This window comes from Arthrobacter sp. P1_B3, assembly GCF_056406615.1.
In genome coordinates this window covers 26,396-51,128 of sequence record NZ_JBFTZV010000016.1, presented here as the reverse complement: position 1 = coordinate 51,128, position 24,733 = coordinate 26,396, and the positions used below count along the sequence as shown (strand labels likewise).

The 24,733-nt window shown below is 65.3% G+C and carries 22 protein-coding genes; 16 read left to right on the top strand and 6 right to left on the bottom strand.

Annotation, left to right across the window (positions count from 1 at the left end):
• Nucleotides 1–14 precede the first annotated feature (14 nt).
• Nucleotides 15–1,463, bottom strand: coding sequence for a sugar porter family MFS transporter (locus tag AC1D2F_RS16145; protein ID WP_476967174.1), 1,449 nt, complete (start codon nt 1,461–1,463; stop codon nt 15–17).
• A gap of 364 nt (nt 1,464–1,827) precedes the next feature.
• Between AC1D2F_RS16145 and AC1D2F_RS16140 the strand changes: the two genes are divergently transcribed.
• Nucleotides 1,828–2,871, top strand: coding sequence for a Gfo/Idh/MocA family protein (locus tag AC1D2F_RS16140; RefSeq protein ID WP_476967173.1), 1,044 nt, complete (start codon nt 1,828–1,830; stop codon nt 2,869–2,871).
• A 191-nt stretch (nt 2,872–3,062) separates the two neighbouring features.
• Here AC1D2F_RS16140 and AC1D2F_RS16135 read toward each other — a convergent pair whose 3' ends face one another.
• Both AC1D2F_RS16135 and AC1D2F_RS16130 read right to left on the bottom strand, forming a co-directional pair.
• Nucleotides 3,063–4,304, bottom strand: coding sequence for a cytochrome P450 (locus AC1D2F_RS16135; protein WP_476967172.1), 1,242 nt, complete (start codon nt 4,302–4,304; stop codon nt 3,063–3,065).
• Nucleotides 4,301–5,989: an FAD-dependent oxidoreductase gene (locus tag AC1D2F_RS16130; RefSeq protein WP_229993064.1), complete on the bottom strand. Its 1,689-nt coding sequence runs from the start codon at nt 5,987–5,989 to the stop codon at nt 4,301–4,303. Before AC1D2F_RS16130 ends, AC1D2F_RS16135 begins: the two co-directional genes overlap by 4 nt.
• 438 nt (nt 5,990–6,427) lie before the next feature.
• Between AC1D2F_RS16130 and AC1D2F_RS16125 the strand changes: the two genes are divergently transcribed.
• The 7 genes from AC1D2F_RS16125 to AC1D2F_RS16095 all read left to right on the top strand — a co-directional run bounded on the left by AC1D2F_RS16125 (nt 6,428) and on the right by AC1D2F_RS16095 (nt 11,683).
• Nucleotides 6,428–6,703, top strand: a complete 276-nt coding sequence (locus AC1D2F_RS16125) for a hypothetical protein (protein ID WP_229993063.1) — start codon at nt 6,428–6,430, stop codon at nt 6,701–6,703.
• Between the two features lie 456 nt (nt 6,704–7,159).
• Complete coding sequence (locus tag AC1D2F_RS16120; protein WP_229993062.1) at nt 7,160–7,462, top strand: DUF4193 domain-containing protein; 303 nt, start codon at nt 7,160–7,162, stop codon at nt 7,460–7,462.
• A gap of 376 nt (nt 7,463–7,838) precedes the next feature.
• Nucleotides 7,839–8,162 (top strand): hypothetical protein, encoded by a 324-nt coding sequence (locus AC1D2F_RS16115; protein ID WP_229993061.1) that lies wholly within the window; start codon nt 7,839–7,841, stop codon nt 8,160–8,162.
• A 150-nt stretch (nt 8,163–8,312) separates the two neighbouring features.
• Nucleotides 8,313–8,558 carry a DUF1876 domain-containing protein gene (locus tag AC1D2F_RS16110; RefSeq protein WP_229993060.1) on the top strand — a complete coding sequence of 82 codons (246 nt, stop codon included), beginning with the start codon at nt 8,313–8,315 and terminating at the stop codon, nt 8,556–8,558.
• Between the two features lie 227 nt (nt 8,559–8,785).
• Entirely contained in the window at nt 8,786–10,249 is a 1,464-nt protein-coding gene (locus tag AC1D2F_RS16105; protein ID WP_229993059.1) for a protein adenylyltransferase SelO, read from the top strand.
• Nucleotides 10,250–10,365: 116 nt separating this feature from the next.
• A complete protein-coding gene (locus AC1D2F_RS16100) occupies nt 10,366–10,782 on the top strand; it encodes a hypothetical protein (protein ID WP_229993058.1) in 417 nt (138 codons plus the stop codon).
• A gap of 76 nt (nt 10,783–10,858) precedes the next feature.
• On the top strand, nt 10,859–11,683 hold the full coding sequence (locus AC1D2F_RS16095) for a VOC family protein (RefSeq protein WP_229993057.1): 825 nt from the start codon (nt 10,859–10,861) through the stop codon (nt 11,681–11,683).
• 27 nt (nt 11,684–11,710) lie between these two features.
• Here the strand turns inward: AC1D2F_RS16095 and AC1D2F_RS16090 are convergent, their stop codons facing one another.
• Both AC1D2F_RS16090 and AC1D2F_RS16085 read right to left on the bottom strand, forming a co-directional pair.
• On the bottom strand, nt 11,711–12,523 hold the full coding sequence (locus AC1D2F_RS16090; RefSeq protein WP_229993056.1) for an alpha/beta fold hydrolase: 813 nt from the start codon (nt 12,521–12,523) through the stop codon (nt 11,711–11,713).
• A gap of 149 nt (nt 12,524–12,672) precedes the next feature.
• Complete coding sequence (locus AC1D2F_RS16085) at nt 12,673–13,554, bottom strand: LysR family transcriptional regulator (protein WP_476967171.1); 882 nt, start codon at nt 13,552–13,554, stop codon at nt 12,673–12,675.
• Between the two features lie 75 nt (nt 13,555–13,629).
• On the opposite strand from AC1D2F_RS16085, the gene AC1D2F_RS16080 reads away from it, so the two are divergent.
• Entirely contained in the window at nt 13,630–14,607 is a 978-nt protein-coding gene (locus AC1D2F_RS16080; protein WP_476967170.1) for an EamA family transporter, read from the top strand.
• Here AC1D2F_RS16080 and AC1D2F_RS16075 read toward each other — a convergent pair.
• Nucleotides 14,604–14,942: a hypothetical protein gene (locus AC1D2F_RS16075; RefSeq protein ID WP_229993054.1), complete on the bottom strand. Its 339-nt coding sequence runs from the start codon at nt 14,940–14,942 to the stop codon at nt 14,604–14,606. The two genes, AC1D2F_RS16080 and AC1D2F_RS16075, sit on opposite strands and share 4 nt — an antisense overlap.
• Before the next feature lie 125 nt (nt 14,943–15,067).
• On the opposite strand from AC1D2F_RS16075, the gene AC1D2F_RS16070 reads away from it, so the two are divergent.
• From AC1D2F_RS16070 to AC1D2F_RS16040, 7 genes are all read left to right on the top strand, one after another.
• On the top strand, nt 15,068–15,886 hold the full coding sequence (locus tag AC1D2F_RS16070) for a pyruvate, water dikinase regulatory protein (protein ID WP_229993053.1): 819 nt from the start codon (nt 15,068–15,070) through the stop codon (nt 15,884–15,886).
• A 151-nt stretch (nt 15,887–16,037) separates the two neighbouring features.
• Complete coding sequence (ppsA, locus tag AC1D2F_RS16065; protein WP_229993052.1) at nt 16,038–18,443, top strand: phosphoenolpyruvate synthase; 2,406 nt, start codon at nt 16,038–16,040, stop codon at nt 18,441–18,443.
• Between the two features lie 241 nt (nt 18,444–18,684).
• On the top strand, nt 18,685–19,104 hold the full coding sequence (locus tag AC1D2F_RS16060) for a YciI family protein (protein ID WP_229993051.1): 420 nt from the start codon (nt 18,685–18,687) through the stop codon (nt 19,102–19,104).
• Nucleotides 19,105–19,126: 22 nt separating this feature from the next.
• Nucleotides 19,127–20,380, top strand: a complete 1,254-nt coding sequence (locus AC1D2F_RS16055; RefSeq protein WP_476967169.1) for an RNA polymerase sigma factor — start codon at nt 19,127–19,129, stop codon at nt 20,378–20,380.
• A gap of 245 nt (nt 20,381–20,625) precedes the next feature.
• A complete protein-coding gene (locus AC1D2F_RS16050) occupies nt 20,626–21,750 on the top strand; it encodes an S-(hydroxymethyl)mycothiol dehydrogenase (protein WP_476967168.1) in 1,125 nt (374 codons plus the stop codon).
• Nucleotides 21,747–22,367 (top strand): MBL fold metallo-hydrolase, encoded by a 621-nt coding sequence (locus tag AC1D2F_RS16045; protein WP_476967167.1) that lies wholly within the window; start codon nt 21,747–21,749, stop codon nt 22,365–22,367. Before AC1D2F_RS16050 ends, AC1D2F_RS16045 begins: the two co-directional genes overlap by 4 nt.
• A complete protein-coding gene (locus tag AC1D2F_RS16040) occupies nt 22,364–24,721 on the top strand; it encodes an FdhF/YdeP family oxidoreductase (RefSeq protein WP_476967166.1) in 2,358 nt (785 codons plus the stop codon). The genes AC1D2F_RS16045 and AC1D2F_RS16040 overlap by 4 nt, the downstream gene beginning before the upstream one ends.
• The last annotated feature ends 12 nt before the right edge of the window (nt 24,722–24,733 follow it).

Below are 24,733 nucleotides of genomic sequence, written 5' to 3'. Positions count from 1 at the left end.
CCGGACCGGTGGGCTTACAGCGCTACGGCCTTCTCGCCGGGCGCCGCGGGGGGCGCGATGATCGGTATGCCTCCGGTGCGGAAGTGCACCTCCAACTCTTCCAGCGATTGTCCCTTTGTCTCCGGGACAAATTTCGCCACAAAGATCAGGGACAGGATGTTCACCAGCACGAACACGGTGAACGTGCCGGTTGAGCCCAGGGCGACGACCAGGATCGGGAACAGGAAAGAGATCGCCGCGTTCACGGTCCAGAGTGCGAACACCGCAATGCCCATGGCGAAGCCGCGGATTGCCAGCGGGAAAATTTCGGAAAGCAACAGCCACACGCAGGTTCCGATGAAGCACTGCACGAAGGCCACGAACAGCATCATCGCCGCCAGGATGGTGTAACTGACAAGGTCCGACTGGGGGAGCGTGAAAACGACGGCGAGCAGTGCCTGCGAAGCCACGACGCCGGAGAAGCCAATAACCAGCATGCGGCGACGCCCGATGAAGCCCAGCAGCCAGATGCCCAGGACGGTCATCAGCACCGACGTCACACCGACCGCGATGGTAGCCACGAGCGATGCGCTCACGCCGAGACCGCTGCGCTCGAGGATGGTGGGTGCGTAGTAGTTCACGGTATTGATGCCCGTTGCCTGCTGGGCCACGGCGAGCCCGATGCCAACCCAGAGGAGCCGACGCATCCAGGGATTGTTCTTCAGATCGCGCCAGGCACTGGAGCGCTCATTGCGGGCCATATTCGCGGACTCGACGATTTCCTTGTACTCGAAATCGGCTTCCTCCGGGCTGCGGCTGAGGTCGAGGATGCGCCGGCTGTCGTCGAACCTGTCACGGATAGCGAACCAGCGCGGCGATTCGGGCAGGACGAGCATTCCGATCAGGAGTGCAATGGCGGGGATGGAGGCAACGCCAAGCATGATGCGCCAGACCTCCGTGTCGTGGATGACGGCGTCGAGGAGGGCGTTGATGGCAAAAGCGAGCATCTGGCCGGTCACGATCATCAATTCATTGATCGTGACCATGCGTCCGCGCAGATGCGCCGGCGCCATTTCTGCAAGGTAGAGGGGGCACGTTACGGCGGCGGCACCGACTCCTAGGCCGAGGACGACGCGGGCCACCACCATGAATCCCACAGTCGGCGCGATGGCGCAGCCTATCGCTCCGAGAAGGAAAAGCAGCGCGCAGACAAGCAGCGTGCCGCGCCGTCCGAGCTTATCGGCGAGCCGGCCACCGCTTAGCGCTCCGACCGCGGCACCGGGAAACAGCAGTGCGCTGACGACAGTGGCCTCTTCTACGGGGCTCATGCTCAGGGAGTCCTGCATGTAGAGCAGCGCACCGGATATGACACCGGTGTCGTAGCCGAACAGGAGTCCGCCAAGTGTGGAGATGACAGTGAGACGCGCGAGATATCCGCGATGTTTTGAGCCCGATGCGCGCGAGCTTGCTGTGTGCAACGACATTGTTGACTTCCTCGATTCGGCCGACCTGAATGGCGGACTTTGAATTTGGAGAGCGTTCCCGGAGTGTGCTGGATCACGTGAACTCAACGTTAGAGCGCTCTAACGCAACCGTCAATAGTTTGTGCTGACATTCGACCAAAGTAGGAATAGGGGCGCCGCGATGGACGTCCCTGGTGCGCGTGCAGGGCGAAGTGGCACGGCGCCGCGTGGGGAAGCGATGCCTGCGATGCGGCAGTTTCCTGGAACTTCGGGCGCCGCCGGGCTTGTCTGACGTGAATCGGACTTGTTATTATGTCAGGACAAAGTATGCGAAGGAGACTACGCCTTTCGTGAAAATCGATATCGACACTAAGGCGGATCTAACATGACCGGTAACCGCTCGCTGCCAGCGTCCCGGGTTCCGGACTCCCGCGACGCGCCTCCGCTCCGGTGGGGGATCATGGGGCCAGGCTGGATTGCGGAACGCTTCACGGAATCCGTCCAGGCGCACACCTCACAGGTGATTGCCGCGATCGGATCCCGCTCGCTGGACCGCTCCGAAATATTTGCCGGACGGCACAGCATCCCTGCAGCCTTTGGCAGCTATGAGGAGCTGGCGGCCGCCGACGTCGACATCATCTATGTGGCCACGCCGCACAATTTCCACTACCAGGCTGCCCTCATGGCGCTCGACGCCGGCAAGCACGTCCTGATCGAGAAGCCGATCGGCATCAACCGCGAACAGGCGGCAGGCATCGCCAGCCGGGCAGCCGCGGCCGGCCTCTTCGCCGCCGAAGCCATGTGGACATTCTTCCTGCCCAAGTTCGACGTCATCCGGCAAGTGCTCGACACCGGAATGCTCGGGGACCTCACTACGGTCTTTGCTGAATACGGTGAGTATTTCGACCGCAGCCACCGGATCTTCGACCCGGCCCTGGCAGGCGGGCCTCTGCTGGATCTGGGAACCTATCCGCTTTCGCTCATCACGTCCATCCTCGGCGAACCGGACCGCCTCCTGGCGCTCGGTGAACCGCACGAATCCGGAGTCAACGCCCAGCTTTCAGCGGTGATGTCCTTTGCCGGCGGACGCCAGGCCATGATGAACACGCAACTGCACAATTTCACGCCGACGTCGGCCACCATCGTGGGCACGGAGGCTTCACTGACCATTGACGGTCCCTTCAACATGCCAGGCAACTTCAGCGTCCGCTTTCCGGACGGAACCCGGCTGGCTTATGAGGAGCCGGCCGGAGCGCACTTTGAGGGCCTGCACTACGAGGCCGCCGCCGTCGCCCGTGCCATTGTGGCAGGGCAGCTGGAAGTCCCGCAGCGGCCGCTGGCCGAATCCATCCGAACCATGGCAGTCGCCGATGCCATCAGGAACCAGCTCGGAATCGTTTTCCCCGGCGAACGGCCACGGGATCCATGAACCCGCGTGCAAGAGGCTGTTTCGAGGCTAACGCAGACGGCGAGGGGCTCCCGTGGAGGCTTCTGCAGCAGTCGTAAGATTCCCTGGCCAGGTAACTCAAGCCGGACCGGCCCAACTCCGATACCCCGGCAAGCTTCACTTCCGCGCCGCCGCCTCCCTCGTCGACGGCATGCTTCGCTGTTCGCTGGTGACTATTGACGAGCGGCGATGCCGTCGATGTCGATCAGGAGATGCGAGGGACCGCGGAGGAACGGGCTCGGCCGGTATGGGGGAGGATCGGAGACCAGCCGCGGGTTCTCGAGCCGGGTGGCGAAAGCGGTGAGGGCGATCTGGGCTTCGAGCCGGGCCAGGGGTGCGCCGAAGCAGAGGTGGATGCCGCCGCCGAAGCCGAGGTGTTGGTTGTTGCGCCGGTCCGGGATGAAGAGGTCGGGGTCGGTGACATGGGCGGGGTCACGGTTCCCTGAGGCCAGGACCAATGTGAGGCTGGCGCCGGCGGGGATGGTGGTGCCGGCGATGTCGATGTCGTCAAGGGCTGTGCGGAAGGGGACGAAATGGACGGGCGGCTCGTAGCGGAGCAATTCCTCGACCATCGGGATGGCAAGGTCAGGATCGTTGCGTAGCCGTTGGAGTTCGGCCGGGTGGCGGAGCAACGTCAGTGCGCCGTTGGCGATGAGGTTCACGGTGGTTTCATGTCCGGCGATGAGCAGAAGAAGCCCGGTGCTCACCAGTTGTTCGTCCGGCATGCGGCCTTCCGGGCCGTCATCGGCGGCCATCGCCGAGAGCAGGTCCGGGCCCGGTGTCCGCCGGTGGGCTTCGACCAGTTCCTCCATGAATGCGCGCAGTTCTTTGCCAGCCTCGGCCCTCTTTTCTTGCTGTGTTTCGGGATCGAGTTCGGGATCCGTGGATTGCAGGGCTACGTCCACCCAGACCCGGAAGCGCTGTTCGTCGCCCGGTGGCACCCCAAGCAATTCGCAGATCACCGTGACGGGCAGCGGATACGCCAGATCATCGACGACGTCGATCCGGGAGTGGGCCGTCATGTTGTCGACCAAGTCGGTGACAATTTCCGCCATCCTCGCCTCCATCCCGGCGACCCTGCCCGGCGTCGTAGGCGGTCCGAAGTGGCGCATGGTGATCCGTCGAAACTTGTCGTGATCAGGAGGATCCATGCTGAGGAAAGTCGGAGACATGCCCGGACCTTCCCCGTCGTCCCCGGCAGTGGCGCCAGCAGCAGCGGCAGCCGGGTTGCGGTTGATGTCGGAACTGACCCTCGGGTCGTGCAGCAGGGCGGCGATCTCCGCGTAGGTGCTTACGAGGTAGCTTCCGTCCGGAAGCCGCGTCACGGGGGTCCTGCGGAGCTCGTCGTAAAACGGGTAGGGGTTAGCCCGGTTGGAGAAGTCGAGGATTCGCTCCCAGATGCTGGCCTGGGTCATGGTGAAGGCTCCTTCGATCGGGGGGCGGTGCCTGTGGGTCTCCGTGAAGGCGTTTCACCGGCCGCGGTGTTGGTCAGTCTGGCGCGGCGTTCATTGGGATCGTGGCCGGTCACAACGACCGTCGCGTCCTGGGTGGGGCTGACCGCGGGCTTGAACCCGGCCGGCAAGGGCCGGGCTTGGTCTGACTCATCGATGTGGTGGAACGCCGGCGGGAAGGGTGCGGCCTGCTCGATCAGCGGCTCGTAGAAGTCGAGCCACTTGTTCTGGTTGAAGGCGACCGCCGCCACGATGCGGCCCTTGTAGCCATAGACGGCCAGGAATCGCCGCGTGTCCACCGATCCTTGGACGATGGCTACCTCATCGGCGACCGAGGGTACCCCGACGCTCTTTATTTCGGTGCCGAACTGGACTGACCAGAATTTCGGCACCTCCAAGTGGGGCCACCGTTCGGTCTCGCCGCTGACCATGTTGTGTGCCGCGACCTCGGCCTGGGAGATGGCGTTCCCCCAGTGCTCGACGGCAAGGTATTGATAGCCGTACATCGGCTGCGGGGCGCGCGCTATGTCGCCGGCGACAAACACGTCATCGGTGACCAACCCGTTTGCGTCGAACGCTCGGCAGCCGGCGTCGCAGGCGACGCCCCATACGCCGCACGCCAGGCCGGAATCTGCGAGCCATTCGACATTGCGGACGGAGCCCAGCGCGGCGACCGCCACATCCACCTCAAGCGTTGTGCCGTCGGACAGAATGGCCCGGCGCAGCTGTCCGCTGGCATCACCCTCAAGGGCCAGGACGCGGACGCCGCACCGCAGGTCCACGCCATTCTCGAGCTGCAGTTCCCCGGCGACTGCGCCGATCACCGCGCCAAGGGCAGCGACGAGCGGAGCCGGGCCAGCTTCTGCCACCGTGACCGTCAGGCCGAGTTCCCGGCACACGGACGCGACCTCGCAACCGATGAACCCGGCGCCGATGACCAGCACCCGACGCGGACGCCCCGCGAGGTGCTGTCGCAGGGTTGCGGCGTCCTCCCGGGTGCGCAATGTCATCACTCCTGCGAGGGCCGCCTCGACAGGGTTAGGCCATGGCCGTGCCCGCAGGCCGGTGGCGATCAACAGCTTGTCGAATCCGATTCGATCGCCGTCGGCAAGGTGGAGCTGCTTCGCAGCCAGATCCAGCCCGGTCGCCGCCATGCCCAGCCGCCAAGTGGCGCGGATGTCCCGGCGGCGTGGCAGGGAAGTGTCTTCCAAGGGTGCCGACCCGGCCAAGACCTGTTTGGACAGCGGGGGCCGGTCGTAGGGCTCGTGCGGCTCTTCGCCGACCAGAGTCAGCGATCCGGTGAACCCTTCCTCGCGCAACCGCTCCGCCGCGCGCAGCCCCGCCATCGATGCCCCCACGATGACGATCCGTCCAGTCCTCTTAAAAGTTCTCCCGCTGTCTTCGACCGGAGTAGCCGTCGCCGGTCGTGGGGCCGGGTGCAGCGACGTGTCCTGCCCGTCCGGCTGTTCAAGCCGGATGGCCTGAACCGGACACGCAGCGGCGGCCCGCCGAAGCCTCGTGAGATGCGCCCCGTCAGGGTGCGGGTTGTAGGTCAGTGCCTCGTCCCCCTGAATCGTGAAGACGTCCGGGGCGAGGAAGGCGCACTGGGCGTAGCCCTGGCATTTAGTGAGATCGACGAGGATCCTCATGCCGCACTTCTCCCTTTTAGCGCGCTTGCGTCGGCCGTCCGCCAACCAGTCGGCGCCTCTTCCGATCCAACCGGGCGGCCCCGGGCCTGTCAAAACTTCCGCTCCCCAAAGCTGGGCAGCGGAACGGAGCCTGCACTCGATTCGATTTCAAGAGTGTAGGCCCCGTGGGCACGCGGCGGAAGAGGCCTGCGACCGGACAGGGCGGGGCAGGGTCTGCGGCTGAATCCGGTCGCGAACGTTCCGACGTCAAGGCGATCGTTGACCAGTCGGCAGATCGTCAGGTGCCCGGGCAGCCCGGTTTCGCGCTCAAGGTAGCGGGGCGACTATTCCTGCGCCGTGATTCTGGACTCGTTGGCTGCTGACGAGGAATAGCCGGCGCTGCAGAGGTCTTGTCTAGATTGGGGCGTCGATGAACGGCTGCCTCGTGAAAGGACCTCCTTGCCCACTCCCTTTATCCCGTTCACCATGCGCGCTACCGTCCGCGAAGACCACAGGCGTTCCTTCCGCACGGATATAGAACGTCTTACAGGCGGCCACCGCGGGTGGGCGCCGCTGGACGTCGTCAAGTCCACCGACACCCAGGCGGTGCTGTGCGGAGCGATCGCGCAAAGCGTGCACACCGCCACCGACGCGAGCCTTGCCCGCTACCTCCAGGACCGCTTTGTCGCCGATAACGACATCTATCTGGATCTCACTGTCAGCATCGGGCGCTAACAGACGCCCAGGCAAGCCCCGGACCATGCTGGTCCGGGCTTTTCCATGCGACCAGCGGCCGCCCTTTATCGGTCGATCAACCGGCCAGGGACTATATCTTCTGGTCGAGGACGTCGATGGATTTCATCAGAAGGCCCGAGCCGCGGGCGGAACCTCCGTGATCGAGCCCGAAGACACGCAACCGGGCACGTGGCCGTGCGCGGCACACGGGGGGAGCGATGGCGATACGCTGGCACTGCGGCGACTGCGGCCGCGGCACGGGCAACACCGCCTTGGTGCGCGAGTCCGCATATCGATCGCTCTCCCACATCTGCAGGGTCGCATCTGGGGCGGGTCGGGCCAGCGAGTCGCCGGGCTGCAGGACGCGGCATGTCGGTCCCGCGACCCGGGAATAGGGGAGCCGTGGTGTGCGTTAAAGTCTGGTCAGAGAAGAACACCCGAAAAGAGAAGACTCAAGTGGCAACCGATTACGACGAAGTCCGGTCCGACGTCAAGGAATCACAGGACCGGTCCCTGGAGGCGTTGCAGTCCGCTAACGCACCGGATGCCCGCAGCGTCGTCCGTGAGCTGGACGAGTCCGACGCGCTGGATGAGGCCATGACCCCTGGCGGGGAGTTTGTCGCCGAGGAACTGACCGTTCAGGTCATTCCCCAGGCCGAGGACGAGTTCACCTGCTACTCCTGTTTCCTGGTCCGGCACCGGTCCCAGCTGGCGCGCGAAAAAGACGGCCACTCGTACTGCCTCGAGTGCGAAAGCTAGGACGCCCTCGCTCCAGATGACGGGACGCAACAGCGGCCTCAACAGCGTGACTTGATCCGCCCTACCGCAGTATTCGAAACGGAGAAGAGCGGAGCAGCAAGCGTGCGCGGAACGCGGCTGTCATTGCTGACTGGTTGGAACCAATGCGCCAAAAGCGTTGGCCGCATGAGGTTGGCGGTCATGAATATATTGATTAGGGACAGCGAAGTCACGGGGGTGACAGGATGGGCATGCCAGGGCTTTGTCATTTTCAGCAGACCATTGCACTGGTTGATTCAAAGCCTGCGGCACAGCTGACTTTAGGACGAGCCCCATAAGCTGGTCCGCAGGCATAATCCACGACAGAACGCTTTCTTCCAACGCCGGGGAGCTCAGCATGGACACCGAATTCGCTGATGTCATAGATCATGACGTCACCACCATCACCTGCGTATGCGGCAATACCGTCAGCAACGAGGGATTGATTCAGGCCAACTCACAAGGCATCCCCGTTCACATCGGCGGAAACGCGCCAGCGCCCGCAGGACTGGCTACGTGGCCTGACGACGAGGATCTCTACACCCTGTGTCCCTCATGCGGCCGCGTTTACCATGACGTGGTCATCGAAGAGACAGGGACCGCGCCCGTTGCTTTCCGAGTCGATATCACTGCTGGACCGATTGCAGAGGCGATCCGTGTCCACTGGGACCTCAACACGTAGTCCTGTGACCCTGTCCCACGTATGCCGGGGACCGGTGCGGGGGAACCCCCTCCACAGGGGAAGTTTGTGTACCTTGACGGCCGGCCTCGAGCTTGGCATCGTGGAAGTCGGATCGGGGAGGCGAGCACCATGCAAGAGAAGAGTTGGTCGGTGAACATCGTTATCGACGAACATGAAAACCAAACGCGGGCCACGGCACGATTGAGGGCCGAGAACCGGGCCGAACTGGAAGGTGTCGGGTTGGCCAGGCTGAATCCGATAGACTCCGATGTCCCGGAGATCGGGGACGAGTTGGCGACCGCACGCGCCCTGGCCGACTTGGCGCATCAGCTGATCGAAGTCACCGCGGCCGATATCGAGAAAATTACCAAAGAACCTCCGCATCTCCGCGCTTAGCCCTGCTTTGCTGAGCGCTGGTCCTGCTGGCCAGCTGGAATCCCCGTGATGAACTCGGCGACGCACCCGGCGATCCTGCTGACGACTGGGACATCGACCCCGCGATCGTGAACCGGCGCGGCGGCACAATCGCGTCGGCCTCGTTGGCGGTTCTCTCCTGTCAGGATCCCGGGCGAGTGGAGGTGGCCAAGCGACATTGCTGACGGCGTCGCCCGTATCCTTGATAGATGAGTGACATCGCGCATTCAACCGCCACATTTGATGGCCGCTTCGCCCGGGAGTTCAAGGAGATGGCCATTCCTTGGCGCGCGGAGGAAGCTCCCGACCCGCACCTTCTGGTGCTCAACGAGCGCCTCGCCACCGAGCTAGGTCTCGATCCGGCTTTTCTCCGGAGCCCTGAGGGTCTGCTTCTGCTGATCGGCAACGCCATCCCTGCGGAGGCCCGCCCGGTGGCGCAGGCCTACGCCGGCCACCAGTTTGGCTGGTACGCACCCCGTCTGGGCGACGGGCGCGCACTCCTGCTCGGCGAAATCGGCCACGCGGACGGGCAGCTCCGCGACATCCACCTCAAGGGATCAGGGCGCACGCCGTTTGCGCGAAACGGCGACGGCCAGGCAGTGGTCGGCCCTATGCTGCGCGAATATATCGTGAGTGAGTCGATGCACGCGCTGAATATCCCCACCACACGATCCCTCGCCGTCGTCGCGACGGGGCGTCCGGTGCAGCGCGAGACGCTCCTGCCAGGCGCCGTTCTTACCCGGGTTGCCAGCAGCCACCTGCGCGTGGGCAGCTTCCAGTACGCCCGGTCCACGGGCGACATCGGCCTTCTTCGCCGCCTCGCGGAATACGCAATTTCCCGTCACCACCGGGCCGCCGCGGAGGCCGAGAACCGTTATCTCGCACTATTCCAGGCGGTCATATCAGCCCAGGCTTCACTGGTGGCCCGGTGGATGCTCGTAGGGTTCGTTCACGGGGTCATGAATACCGACAACATGACGATTTCGGGTGAAACCCTCGACTACGGGCCGTGTGCCTTCATGGAAGGCTTTGACCCTGCCGCCGTCTACAGTTCGATCGACGAGACCGGACGCTACGCCTACCGCAATCAGCCGGTGGTGGCGGAGTGGAACCTTGCCCGGCTCGCGGAGTCCCTCCTGCCTCTGCTTCACGATGACCAGGAGCAGGCGGTGGACCTCGCGGTGGAAGCGCTCAGTGAGTTCCGCCTGCAGTACAGTGCGGCCTGGTCGGCAGGCATGAAGGCCAAGCTTGGGTTCCGTGAAGGGCCCGACGACGAAGTGACGTCGCCTCTTGTGGACGAACTTGTGGCCCTGATTCAGGAGTCACGGGCGGACTACACATCGTTCTTCCGGCACCTCGGCAAAGCCGCCCGCGGCCAGGCTGAACCTGCGCGGGGCCAGGTTCTGGACCCGGCAGGGTTCGATGCCTGGGTAAGGCGCTGGCGCGCCTTGGCGCCAGATGCTGACGCCATGGACGGAGTCAACCCCGTCTACATCCCGCGGAACCATCTGGTGGAGGAAGCCCTGACCGCCGCTACCGGCGGGAACACGGGTCCGCTGGAACGGTTGATGGACGCGGTAGCCTTACCCTTCGACGAGCGGCCCGGTCTCGAGCATTACGCCGCTGCCGCCCCGGAAAGCTTTGGCCCTTACCGGACCTTCTGCGGAACCTGAATGCTGAGGCAGGCAAATTACTCCAGTCCTCCCTTCCGGCAGACCCCATGGATGACCAGAGCTCAGGAGGCCCTGTGGCCCTACTCCAAGGGGACGCCAATAAATAGCATGGCGTCATGGAACAGCTGCAGGACACGGGTGCTGAAGAACCGCCGTTGTCTGCCACCACCGTTTTCGCCAGTCTCGCGGAGTTGAGGGACGCCCCTGGCTATAGCCCGGCAGCAATAGCCGAACGGCTAGTAAACTCGCTGGGCATGGATGCTGCGGCACCCCTGCTGGGCGTCGATGTGGAACTTCTGGATCGCTGGACATCGGGCCAGGATGCGCCGAATGCGGTTGGCCGGCTCCAGCTTGCGGACCTGGACGCCCTCATAGGGCACCTCCACTGTGCTTTCACGCCGGCCCAGGCCATGCTCTGGATGTGCAGCCCCAACGTGCAGCTTGGCTCCAGACCAATCGATGTTTACCGCACGCAGGGATCGGCGCCGGTGATCGGCGCCATCCGGGCCCATGTGCAGGAGGCCTTCGGCTGATCCGCTCACCAGATGGCGGGTGGGTACCCGGCCGGATCGTGGCTCGCTAGGCTTTGTCCATGGACGGGAGCGAGACATGACCCAACGGACCTACCCGCAGGGCGTTCCGTGTTGGATCGACACCGGGCAGCCTGACGTCGAGGCGGCCGCCGTGTTCTACGCCGGAATTTTTGGCTGGACGTTCGAGGACGCCATGCCGGCGGGAGCGCCGGGCCGTTACTTGATAGCAAAGCTCGACGGCCAGGACGTCGCTGGGGTGGCCAGCACTCAAGGTGCCGCGGCGTGGAGTACCTACGTATCCGTCGAGGACGCGGATGTCGCAGTGCAGCGACTGGTCGCTGCCGGCGCTGCGGTGCGAACGGCGCCTGCTGATGCGGGAGAGGGCGGCCGCAGTGCGGCGCTGACCGATCCGGAGGGCGCCGAGTTCCGCATCTGGCAGGCCAGGCGACGCTTCGGGGCACAAGTGGTCAATCAGCCAGGGGCCTGGAATTTCAGCGATCTCCACACGCCAACCCCCGGCGCGGCCATAAAGTTTTACGAGGACGCGTTCGGCTGGCAGGTCGACGACCTCGGCTTTGCGATGATGATCCGCAGGCCCGGTTATGGTGATCACCTTGAGGCGACAGTCGATCCGGGCATCAGGGCCAGACAGTCAGGGCTGGCCGCCCCGCCTGGCTTCGAGGATGCGATCGCCTGGATCGCGACCACCGCCCCCGCGGAACCGTCGCGCTGGCACGTCTCCTTCACCGTTGCCGACCGGGACCAGACGGTGGTTGATGCGGAGCGACTCGGCGCCCAAGTCCTTAGCCAAAACGACACCGAGTGGACGCGCACGGCACTGATCCGGGACCCCCAGGGAGCGGAGTTTACCGCCAGCCAGTTCACGCCCCCGTCGGGATGAGCGATCCTTGACGGCTGGCCGACTACTTCACGTCGTGGAGTGCTCCCGCACGCGCGCGAGCCATTCGACCACTAGGGCCTGCGTGAGGGCGGGCTGCTCGTGGAACAGAGCGTGGCCGGCGCGATCGAGTACAGCAAAGGTGGCGCGGGGGTAGTGCTCGGTCAGCTCCCACGGACCCGTGTGCCCGGCAGTTGCATCCTGTCGCCCTGCAAGTATTAAGACAGGATGAGGATAAGTAGTCGCCGCGTCCGGGCGATCCTGTAGCTCCCAGTTCGAAAAGATTCGCATCAGGCCCGATTCGTCAACGAGTGACGCTGCGGGAGCCACTAACTCCTGGAACCGGCTCAGCGTTTCAGACGTCTGCACCACGAAGTAGTTACGGTAAGAGGCCTCGAGCTCCGGGCCCAGTTCGCCGGTCGGGTCGGCCGCCGAAACAAGAACCTCGTGCTCAGGCACGTTGCCCGTATGCGCGCCCACCGGGCAGATTAACGCCAGTCCCACAACCTGCTCGGGTCGCCGATCGGCAATCGCACGGGCTAAGTACCCACCGTACGACTGGCCCATCACAAGCAACGGTTCGTCACCAATGGTGCTATCGATCAGGCCGAGCAGAATGTCCAGGACGTCATCGTTGCTCGTGATCGTCTCGGGCGCCGGGGTTCGGCCCATCCCCGGCAGGTCCGGATACAGCCGCCGAAAGCCGGGAACGTTGCAGAATATCGGTTCAAGAGCGCCGGCGATCTCGCGATGATCCACCCCCGCGCCGTGCAGGGCGAGAACCGGCGTGCCCCTGCCGTACTCGGCATATTGCACAGGCACTCCGCCGACCGTAGCTTCCATCCAGATAGTGTAGATCGCGCCGGCCCGCTAACCAGAGGGGTTTGAGAACATGGCGGGTACCGATACAGAAGCGTCGGCGTCGAATGCCCAGGGACTGGCTACCCGCGCGTCGAATTTTTGCATGTTCGGGCCTTGCCCGGCTGACGGTCCTAGTCCGCTGCGAGGTCCGGCGGCACTTCGTTCACCATGAACTTCACGAACTCCGGCACCGCCGTGTGGGACACCGGTTCCAGCCATGCCAGTGACACGGTGACCGGTGGCGCGTCGACAAGCGGCCGGTACACCACCCCAGGGTGCTGGTAGGTTTCCGCAGTCGAGATGCCGCTGATGCCAATGCCACGGCCGGAGGAAATCGCGAGCAGCCAGTCGTCAGTATTGTCCGTGGCCACCGTGTGCTTCGGACGTATCCCCACCGGCCACAGGTCCAGCCTTGTGAGCCCGGTGAGCGTATTGACGACCACAACCTCGTGGGACAGGTCAGCCAGGCGCGCCTCGTCGCGGCCGGCCAGTTCGTGGTCGGCAGGCAGGACAGCGAAGCGGGGCTCCTCGGCCAGTTCGCATTGCCGCATGCCGGCCGGGCCCCCGGCCACGGGTGTATCCCCCCGTATCAGGGCGACGTCGGCACGCCCGGAGGCCAGACCGCCGAACCGGTCATCCACGCGGTGCAATTCCACCGGCGTTCCAGGGTGCAGTTCGCGCCAGCGGCGCAGCAGGGGTCCAGTCCGGCGGCCGAGCGCGGACCACGGATACCCCAGCAGCATCGGCCGGACAGGTGTCCCTGCGGGGTCCAGTGCCGCGTCGAGGGCGGCGATCGCGGCGGCGGCGCGCGGACGCAGGGCCTCGCCGGCAGGGGTGATGGCGACGTGTTGGGTCGAGCGGTCAAACAGAGTGGCGCCAAGGTGTGCTTCCAGTTGCCGCAGCGTCCGGGACAGCGCTGGCTGGCTGACCCGCAACACGGCCGCAGCGGAACTGAATCCGCCCTCTTCGGCGATTGCCAGGAATGCCCTCAAATGCCGCGCCTCAACGCTCATGCGTCTAGGTTATAACAGCAACTCAAATGGCATTTCCCGCCGCGTGCTGACTTTCCTAACGTTGGAACTATGCAAATGACGACTTCCCGGGCCTTGCCCGGCACGCCGGCCCCCGGTTACGTCCCGGCGACCGTGCTGGTGATGGCCGCGGTGCTATGCCAGCAGCTCGGTGCAGCGGTGGCTGTGCTCGTCTTTCCCGCAGCCGGGCCGTTAGGCATCGTGACGCTGCGCCTGGCGTTCTCGGCCATCATCCTTCTTGCTGTTGCCCGGCCTAGGCTGCACGGGCACAGTGGAAGGGCCTGGCGGGCTGCAATCGGGCTCGGAGTGACCATGGCAGCGATGAACTCACTGTTCTACGAAGCCATCGCACGGCTGCCCCTGGGCACGGCAGTCACCATCGAAGTGCTGGGCCCGCTGGTCCTATCCGTCGTGGCCAGCCGACGCGCCAAATCCATGCTGTGGGCGGCGCTGGCCTTCATCGGGGTCGCCCTGCTGGGACAGGAAGGGCTGGCCGATCTCGACGTTGCCGGTGTCTGCTTCGCCCTCGGTGCGGCGGCGTGCTGGGCCTTATTCATCCTGTGCAACGCCAGAACCGGAGCAACGTTCCCACGGCTCGGCGGCCTGGCCCTCGGAATGGCCGTCGGGGCGATCGTCTCGCTGCCTGGCGCGATGCTAACGGCGGGGACTGCCCTGTTGGAGCCGGCGATCCTTGGCCTTGGCCTCGGCGTCGCGCTGCTCTCGACGGCTGTCCCATACTCCTTCGAGCTCATGGCCCTGCGCCGAATCCCGGCCGCCACGTTCTCGGTGCTGACCTGCACGGCACCGGCCGTGGCGGCACTGGCAGGCTTTGTGGTTCTCGGGCAGCAGTTCGGATATATCGACGTCATAGCGGTTGCCCTTGTAGTGGCTGCCAGCATAGGCGCCGTCCGGTCAGCAGGGCCGATCAAAGCTCCTAGGCCCGCCGAGACATGTTCACCGCAGCAGCATTCCGGCAAGGCGCCGGTTCGAAGGGACCGCGCGGACCAGAGAAAGGCCACACGGAAGTATCCCTAGACGGCGTCGGGCCGCTGGTCTCCCTTGTGGCTGCGCAGATTCTCCTGCACCTTGCCAAACAAGTCCTTGATGGTCGACTCCGTATTGGTGAGCATGTCCGGCTGGACGTAGACCTGTTGGGCGGGAGGCAGGCTGAAGTGGGAAGGCAGGCCACCCGTGCCGTCCACTCCTGCAAGCGCGATGGTCACGCCGCCCTCCTTGCGCGCAATGGCGCCGATCCGGCCGAAGACCACGGTGAATTCGTCCGGCTGGAAGCTCACGGTCAGTCCGATATGTGTCCGGTTAAGGTCGCTTGCTGCGACGGCCTTCTCGTTACCGGTGCCCGCATAGCTCATGTCCATCTCCTGCGACAGTTGGTGGCGTTGTACGCGAGCAGTCTACGTCTGTGTCCGGAAGCCGGGTAGGGACCCGCCGGCTGCCCGATGCCGGGCGGGGACCGTTCCTGGTGGAGAATGCGTTCATGACCAATGACGATCTTCGGCCTGTCTACTTCCTTTCGGACAGTACCGGCATCACCGCGGAAACGCTCGGCAATACCTTGTTGACGCAGTTCCCCGCTAATAACTTTGACCGCATTACGGTCCCCTTCATCACGACGGTCGAACAGGCCAAGACCGTGGTAGGTACCATCGACACGCTGGCCGCAACCGGCCCGCGGCCGATCGTCTTTTCCACGGCTGTCAGCAGCGACATCCGCCATGTCCTGGCGACGTGCCAGGGGATTATCGTGGATCTCATCGGGACCCATGTCGGACAGCTGGAGCAGGCCCTCGGCTCACTGGCCAGCGGGGAACCCGGCAGGGCCCACGGCCTCGGCAATGCCGAGCGGTATCAATCCCGGATGGCCGCCGTCGAGTACGCCATGGAGCACGACGACGGCCAGAGCCTGCGCGCGCTGGAAAAGGCCCAAGTCATCTTGGTGGCACCCTCCCGCTGCGGCAAAACACCCACCACCATGTACCTGGCGCTGCAACACGGAATCTTCGCCGCGAACTTCCCGCTGGTGGACGAGGACTTTGAGCGGGAGGGGCTCCCCAAGCCGCTGAGGCCTTTCGTTGAGAAATGTTTCGGTCTCTCCTCCAACCCCCTGCGCCTGAGCCAAATCCGCACCGAACGGCGCCGCGGCTCACCCTACGCGTCGCTGCGGCAGTGCGGCTTTGAGCTTCGCAGCGCCGAGCAGCTGTACGTCTCCCATAGGATTCCGTACCTGAATTCAGCCACGGTGTCCGTGGAGGAAATGGCCGCGACCATCTTGCAGCGGATGAATCTCAAGCATTAGGGAAAAGTTTCACAAACCCAGTGTGGCGCACGTCATATGGAAAGAGCGCTGGATACCTGTCAGTGTGGACAGGACTTGCGCCCAGCAACCGGCCATCGCCGCGAGCGGGGCGGCGCACTTGCGTGCCATCATCTGCAAAGGAGCAGTAACTATGACGACAGACATCCTGTGGTTCTCAGAACTCGGACTCAAGGACCTGGACCGGGTGGGCGGAAAGAACGCCTCCCTTGGTGAGATGGTGCAAAACCTGACCTCTGCCGGCGTCCAGGTTCCCGACGGCTTCGCCACCACCGCGGATGCCTACCGCAACTTCCTGGCAGATTCCGGCCTGGACCAGAAGATCGCCGACCGGCTGGTCGGCCTGGACACCGATGATGTCACCGCCCTGGCCGCGGCAGGGCAGGAAATTCGGGCCCTCATGCGCGAGACGCCCTTCCTGCCGGACTTTGAAGCGCAGATCCGGGACTCCTACCGGAAGCTGGTGGACAAGCACGGCGGTTCTGAGGACCTCTCCTGGGCCGTCCGTTCCAGCGCTACCGCGGAAGACCTTCCCGATGCCTCCTTTGCCGGGCAGCAGGAAACCTTCCTGAACGTCCGCGGCATCGAGAACATCCTGCTCGCCATCAAGGACGTGTTCGCGTCCCTCTACAACGACCGGGCCATCGCTTACCGCGTGCACCACAAGTTCGAGCACGCCGAGGTGGCGCTGTCGGCCGGCATCCAGCGCATGGTGCGATCGGACGTCGGGGCCTCCGGCGTCATGTTCACCATGGACACGGAGTCCGGGTTCCAGGATGCCGTGTTCGTCACGTCCTCCTACGGCCTGGGCGAGGCGGTCGTCCAGGGCGCCGTGAACCCGGACGAGTTTTACGTCTACAAGCCCGCGCTGCAGGCCGGCCGGCCCGCCATTCTCAAGCGCGGTCTGGGCGAGAAGGCCCTCCAGATGACCTACACGAGCAGCCGCGAGATCGGCCGCACCATTGACTTTGTGCCGGTTGAGGCCTCGTTGCGGAACCGCTTCAGCCTCAGCGACGACGACGTCGAGCAGCTCGCCCGGCACGCCGTCGCCATCGAGAACCACTATGGCCGCCCGATGGACATCGAATGGGGCAAGGACGGGATCGACGGCGGCCTGTACATTCTGCAGGCGCGCCCTGAGACCGTGCAGTCGCGCCGGGCCCCCGGCAGCCTGAGCCGCTTCCGCCTCAACGGAACCGGCCGGGTGCTGGTCGAGGGACGCGCCATCGGCCAGCGCATCGGCGCCGGCAGCGTCCGCATCCTCACGGCCATCGACCAGATGGCCGCCTTCAAGACCGGCGATGTCCTCGTCGCCGACATGACCGACCCGGACTGGGAACCGATCATGAAGCGTGCCTCCGCCATCGTGACCAACCGCGGCGGACGCACCTGCCACGCGGCCATCATTGCCCGGGAACTGGGGATTCCCGCCGTCGTCGGCACCGGGGACGCCACGGACGCCCTCTCCGACGGCCTCGACGTGACCGTCTCCTGCGCCGACGGCGAGACCGGCACCATCTACGAAGGGCTCCTGGACTTCAGCGTCGAGGAAACCGAGATCACCCAGCTGCCCGAGGCCCCCGTCAAGGTCATGATGAATGTCGGGACACCGGAGCAGGCGTTCACCTTCGCGCAGCTGCCCAACCACGGAGTGGGCCTGGCCCGGCTGGAATTCATCATCAACCGCCAGATCGGCATCCACCCCAAGGCACTGCTGAACCTGGACGAGCAGCCGGCAGACGTCGCCGCGGACATCCGTGAGCGGATTGCCGCGTACGACAGCCCGCGCGATTACTACATCAAGCGACTGGCCGAAGGCGTGGCCACCATCGCGGCGGCCTTCGCGCCGGAACCCGTGATTGTGCGCATGTCCGACTTCAAGTCCAACGAGTACGCCAACCTGATTGGCGGACCCGCCTACGAGCCGCACGAAGAGAACCCGATGCTCGGCTTCCGCGGGGCCTCACGGTACCTGGAGCCGTCCTTCCGGGACTGCTTCGACCTTGAGTGCGAAGCCCTGTCCTTCGTCCGCAACGAAATGGGGCTGACCAACGTCAAGCTGATGATCCCGTTCGTGCGGACCCTGGACGAGGCCCGCGGCGTCATCGAACTGCTGGCGGAAAACGGCCTCAATCGCGGCGAGAACGGGCTCGAGGTGATCATGATGTGTGAGATTCCGTCCAACGCGCTGCTCGCCGATGAGTTCCTGGACTACTTCGACGGATTCTCCATCGGCTCCAATGACATGACCCAGCTGGCCCTCGGCCTGGACCGGGATTCCGCGATTGTCTCCGGCGGCTTCGACGAACGCGACCCCGCCGTCAAGAAGCTCCTGAGTATGGCCATCAAGGCCTGCAGGGCGCGAGGCAAATATGTGGGCATCTGCGGCCAAGGTCCCAGCGACCACGAGGACTTCGCCGAGTGGCTGGTCGAGGAAGGCATCGATTCCGTCTCCTTGAACCCCGACACCGTGGTGGATACCTGGCTCCGGCTCGCCGGTGCGGCCGTCGGGGCAGGGGTCGGCGCCGAGGCGAACTGACAGCACGGCGCCTAGGAAAGGACAGCAGGACACCCGACGGGCAGCACGGTCTCGAATTCCAGACCGTGCTGCTGGGGCCGCATCGGCCGCTGGGCGGGGGAGCGCACACGTGGCATTAGGCCGCCTGGCTCCATTGGCCACAGTCAATGAATTTTCACGGCCTGTGTCGATTAACCCTCCCGTTGTTCGACCTGAGGGTGAGAAGGTCGGAGGGCGACCTTCCAAAACCTAGGAGATTGAAATGGCAAAGTACATGTTGATCATGCGCGGAACCGACGAGTCGTACGCCAATCTTGAGAAAGCCGACTTCAACGAAATCCTCGAGACCATGGGCAAATTCAACGACGAATTGATCCGCGCCGGAGTCCTGCTGGCAGCCGAGGGCCTGGATGATCCGAAAGAGGGCGTCGTGGTGGACTTTACCGGCGAAACCCCGGTGGTCACTGACGGACCCTACGGCGAAACCAAGGAACTGTTCGGCGGCTACTACATCCTCGATGTCGCATCCAAGCAGGAAGCCATCGAGTGGGCCAAACGGGCTCCCCTCACGGCGGGAACCAAGACCGAGATCCGCCGTGTGCCCGCAATCGACGAGTTCCCGCAGGACAACGAATGGATCCAGAAGGAACGCGCGTGGCGTGAGCAGACCGGCCAGCTCTGAACCGGCCAGCTCTGAACCGGCAGTGAGCAGCAACGAGGCAAGGGCCGCCGTCGAAGCGGTGTGGCGCATGGAGTCCGCCCGCGTCGTCGGCGCCCTTGCCCGCTATACGGGCGATTTCCCGTTGGCCGAGGACCTGGCACAGGAGGCGCTGGCCGAGGCCCTCGTGTCCTGGTCGGTGAACGGGATCCCCGCGGAGCCGGTGGGCTGGCTGCTGACCACCGGCCGGCGCCGAGCGGTGGACACCTTCCGGCGCCGTGCCGCCCGGGACGAAAAGTACGCCCTGCTGGCCCGCGACCTCTCCGAGGAGCTTCCGGGAGCCGATTCCCTGTTCGACCCCGACGCGATCGACGACGACGTGCTGGCGCTGATGTTTATCTCCTGCCATCCGGTGTTGTCCAGGGAAGCGCGGATCGCCTTGACGCTGCGCGTGGTGGGCGGCATGGGCACCGACGAGATCGCGAAGGCGTTTCTGGTTCCGGTGCCGACCATCCAGGCACGGATCACCCGGGCCAAGAAGACCCTGGCGGCCGCCCACATTCCGTTCGCCGTGCCAGAAACGCGCGACGTGCCAGAACGGCTGGGCTCGGTACTCCAAGTCGTGTACCTGATCTTCACGGAGGGTTCCTTCGCGTCCGGCGGTGACTCCTGGATGCGCATGGACCTGGCCGGCGAAGCGCGCCGCCTGGCCCGCGTGCTCACGCGGCTCACGCCGGAACCCGAAGTGTTCGGCCTGCTGGCCCTGATGGAACTGACAGCCGCGCGCTTCCCCGCGAGGCTCGATACGTCCGGCCGGCCGGTCCTCCTGGAGGACCAGGACCGACGGTTGTGGGACCAGTCGGCGATCCGGCGCGGCCGCGCCGCGCTGGCGAAGGCTGTGGCTGCCGGCCGCGGGCTCGGCGCATACGGGCTGCAGGCTTCGATCGCCGAATGCCACGCGGTGGCCCCGTCCGTTGCGGAAACGGACTGGCAGCGGATCGTCATCCTGTACGAGGCCCTGGGAAGGCTGGCGCCGTCGCCGGTCGTCGAACTGAACCGCGCCGTGGCCGTGGCCATGGCATCGGGCCCGGCGGCCGGGCTGGAACTGGTCGACGCGATCGCATCCCGGGGCGAACTCAACGGCTCGCACCTGCTGCCTGGGGTCAGGGGCGAGTTGCTGACACGGCTCGGCCGGCTTGGGGAGGCGGAGTCCGCCCTGCAGCAGGCGGTCGCACTGTGCACGAACGCGGCCGAACGCGCTGCGCTGGAACGAAAGATCGACGAGCTTGCCCGCCCGTAGTCCCGATGTGGGCATCTATTGACACCCCGATGTCGTGACTGCCATATTTCAAGTACGCGCTATGTGAATCGCGTTGTGTAATACGCAATTCACGAAGGCGTATGCGGGACGTGCCGTCACCCTCGAAGCCTAAAGCTTCGAGCGACGGGCAGAGGATTCCGAACCGCAACGAGTCGGCCAGACTGGCAACGCGTGTCCGTCGCCAAAGAGTCCCCCCGGGGACTCAGGAAAGGAACACAGGAACTATGGTTCACAAAGTAAGAGCGGTCATCGCCAAGGAAAAGAATGCCCCTGTTTCGGTCGAGAACATTCTCGTGCCGGATCCCGGACCCGGTGAGGCGCTCGTGGACATTCTGACCTGCGGCGTCTGCCACACTGACCTCCACTATAAGCAGGGCGGAATCACCGATGATTTCCCCATCCTGCTGGGCCATGAGGCCACCGGCGTGGTCAGCGCCGTCGGCCCAGACGTCACCGAAGTCGCCCCCGGGGACCGCGTGATCCTGAACTGGCGCGCCGTGTGCGGCGAATGCCGCGCCTGCGCCAAGGGGCAGCCGCAATACTGCTTCAACACCCACAATGCAACGCAGAAGATGACCCTTGAGGACGGCACGGAACTCTCGCCCGCGCTCGGCATCGGGGCCTTCGCCGAGAAGACGCTCGTCGCCGCCGGGCAGTGCACCAAAGTTGACGACGACGCCGATCCCGCCGCCGTCGGGCTGCTCGGCTGCGGTGTGATGGCAGGCATCGGCGCCGCCATCAACACCGGTGAGGTCAAGCGGGGCGAATCCGTCGCCGTGATCGGCTGCGGCGGCGTGGGCATCGCGGCGATCGCCGGCGCGAAGCTGGCCGGCGCCACGACGATCATCGCGGTGGATATCGACGCCAACAAGGTGGACATGGCCAAGTCCCTCGGTGCCACTCACGGTGTGGACTCCAGCAAGGAAGACCCGATCGAAGCCATCCGGGCGCTGACCGGCGGCAACGGTGCCGACGTCGTGATCGAGGCGGTGGGACGCCCCGAAACGTACAAGCAGGCGTTCTACGCCAGGGACCTCGCCGGTCGCGTGGTGCTGGTGGGCGTGCCGACGCCGGAGATGAAGCTTGAGCTGCCGCTGCTGGATGTCTTTGGCCGCGGCGGGTCCCTGAAGTCCTCCTGGTACGGCGACTGCCTGCCGTCCCGCGACTTCCCAATGCTCGTGGCGCAATACAAACTGGGCAATCTGGACCTGGACGCCTTCGTCACCGAGCGCATCACCATCGACCAGGTAGAAGAGGCCTTTGGCAAAATGCACGAGGGCAAGGTGCTGCGTTCCGTGGTTGAAATAGGCCCGGCCGTTGCCGGCGCGGACGGGGCGGCGTCCGCATGAGCGTCGTCATCGAGAACCTGGTCACCTCGGGCACGTTTTCGCTCGACGGCGGCACCTGGGACGTGGACAACAACGTCTGGATCGTGGGAAACGACGACGAATGCGTGATCATCGACTCCCCGCACGACGCGGAACCGATCATCCGCCAGGTCCGCGGCCGGAAGGTCCTGGCCATCCTGCTCACGCACGCGCACAACGACCACATCGGCGCGGCCCGGGCTGTGGCGGAGGCCGTGAAGGCACCGATCTACCTGCACCCCGACGACCTGGTGCTCTGGGAACAGGTCTATCCCGGCGTCAACCCGGACCGGTACCTCGCCGACGGCGACGTGTTCCAGGCGGGCGGGGCTACCCTGCGCGCCATCCACACCCCCGGCCACTCGCCGGGATCCACGTGCTTCCACCTCGAGGACGAAGGGACGGTCTTCGCCGGCGACACCCTGTTCAACGGCGGCCCGGGCGCCACCGGCAGGTCCTACAGCGACTACCCGACCATCCTCACTTCCATCCGCGAACGGCTGCTGACGCTGCCTGCAACGACCGTGGTGCGCACCGGCCACGGGGACAGCACCACCATCGGGGCGGAGCGGGACACGCTGGCCAAGGTCAGCCAATGAAGGGCGTTCCCAAGCTCGGCCGGCAGCCCGCTCCCGTCGCGGACATCAACGAGGACGAGCTCGAAGTCCACCCGCCGAAGAAGCAAGCCGCTGGCGTCAAGGCGGTGATGGTGGCGCTGGAGCGCGCCGTGGCCCAGGCCGGGGTATCCCGGACGGCCCAGTCGCTGCTGCGGCTGAACCAGCGCGGCGGGTTCGACTGCCCGGGCTGCGCGTGGCCGGAATCGGACAGGAAGCGCAAGACAGCCGAGTTCTGCGAGAACGGCGCCAAGGCGGTGGCCGAGGAAAACACCCTGCGTACCGTCGGGGCGGAGTTCTGGGCCCGGCATTCCATCGCCGAGCTGGCGGGGAAGACCGAATACTGGCTGGGTAACCAGGGCCGGCTCAGCGAGCCCGTGGTGATCCGCGAAGGGGAGACGCACTACTCGCCGATCTCCTGGGCCGACGCGTTCGACCTCATCGGCGAGCACATCCGGGCCAGCACGCCGGACCGCTGCGTCTTCTACACCTCGGGCCGCACAGCCAATGAGACCGCGTTCATGTACCAGCTGTTCGCGCGGGCCCTGGGCACCAACAACCTGCCGGACTGCTCCAACATGTGCCACGAATCTTCCGGCTCCGCGCTGAACCCCACCATCGGCATCGGCAAGGGCACCGTGTCGCTGGACGATATCCACGACTCGGAGCTCATCTTCGTCGTCGGACAAAACCCCGGCACCAACCACCCCCGAATGCTGTCGGCGCTGAAGGAATGCAAGGACAACGGCGGGAAGGTGGTGGCGGTGAACCCGCTGCCCGAGGCCGGACTGTTCAACTTCAAAGACCCCCAGACCTTCTCCGGGGTGCTCGGAAACGGCACACCTCTGGCCGACGAGTACCTGCAGATCAAGGTCGGCGGGGACCTGGCCTTGTTCCAGGCCCTGGGCCACCTGCTGCTGGCCGAAGAAGAGCGGAACCCCGGCACCGTGGTGGACGCCGCGTTTATCGAGGCGMAGACGGACGGCTTCGACGCCTACCGCACCGCCCGCCGGGAGCTGGACTGGGCGGAGACCGAGCAGGCCACCGGCCTGGCCCGGGCCCAGATCGAGGACGTCGCCGGAATGCTCATCCGGTCCAAGGCCACAATCTTCTGCTGGGCCCTGGGCGTCACGCAGCAGCCGCACTCGGTGGACACCATCAAGGAAATGGTCAACGTCCTGCTCCTGCAGGGCAACTTCGGCAAACCCGGGGCCGGCGCCTGCCCGGTCCGCGGGCACTCCAACGTCCAGGGCGACAGGACCATGGGCATCTGGGAGAAGCCCAAGGAATGGCTGCTCGAAGCCCTGGACAAGGAATTCGGGATCACCTCACCGCGCGGCCACGGATTCGACGCCGTGGAGGCCATGGAGGCCTTCGAACGCAACGACGTGGATGTCTTTGTGTCCATGGGCGGCAACTTCTCCCTCGCGTGTTCGGACACGGAGACCTTGGAAGCCGGGATGCAGCGGATCGGGTTGACGGTGCACGTGTCCACCAAGCCGAACCGTTCGCACGTGGTGCACGGGCGCACATCGCTCATCCTGCCCACCCTGGGCCGGACGGACAAGGACGACAAGCACGCCAACGGCGCCCAGTTCCTGTCCGTGGAGGACTCCATGTCCGTGGTCCACTCCACGCAGGGCCGGCTCCAGCCGGTATCCGAGCACCTGCTCGCCGAGCCGGTGATCATCGCCCGAATGGCCGACGCCACCTTCGGCGAGGACCATCCGGTCAACTGGAAGGCCATGGCCGCGGACTACGACGTGGTCCGGGACCACATCTCCCGCGTCATCCCGGGCTTCCAGGACTTCAACGCCCGGATCCGGACCAGGAACGGCTTCGTGCTGCCCAACCCGCCGCGGGACACCCGGTCCTTCAAGACGGACATCGGCCGCGGACGCTTCACGGTCAGCCCGCTGGAGTACCTGACCCCGCCGGACGGCCACCTGGTCCTCCAGACCATCCGCAGCCACGACCAGTACAACACCACGTTCTACGGCCTGGATGACCGCTACCGCGGGATCTCGGACGGACGCCGGGTGATCATGGTCCATCCCGAGGACCTGGCCGAACTCGGGTTCCGCGACCGGGACCTGGTGGACGTGGTGAGCACGTTCCGCGGACACGACCGGCAGGCGGACAAGTTCCGGCTGGTGGCCTACCCGACGGCCAAGGGCTGCGCCGCGGCCTATTTCCCGGAAGCCAACGCCCTGGTCCACAAGGAGAACGTGGCCAGGGAATCCAACACCCCCGGCTTCAAGGCGATGTTCGTCCGGTTCGTGCCGCATCCTGCGGAAGCTGAGGCCGCCGGCGTGCTCGGGGCGGCCACGGTGGGCTAGGCACTACCAGAG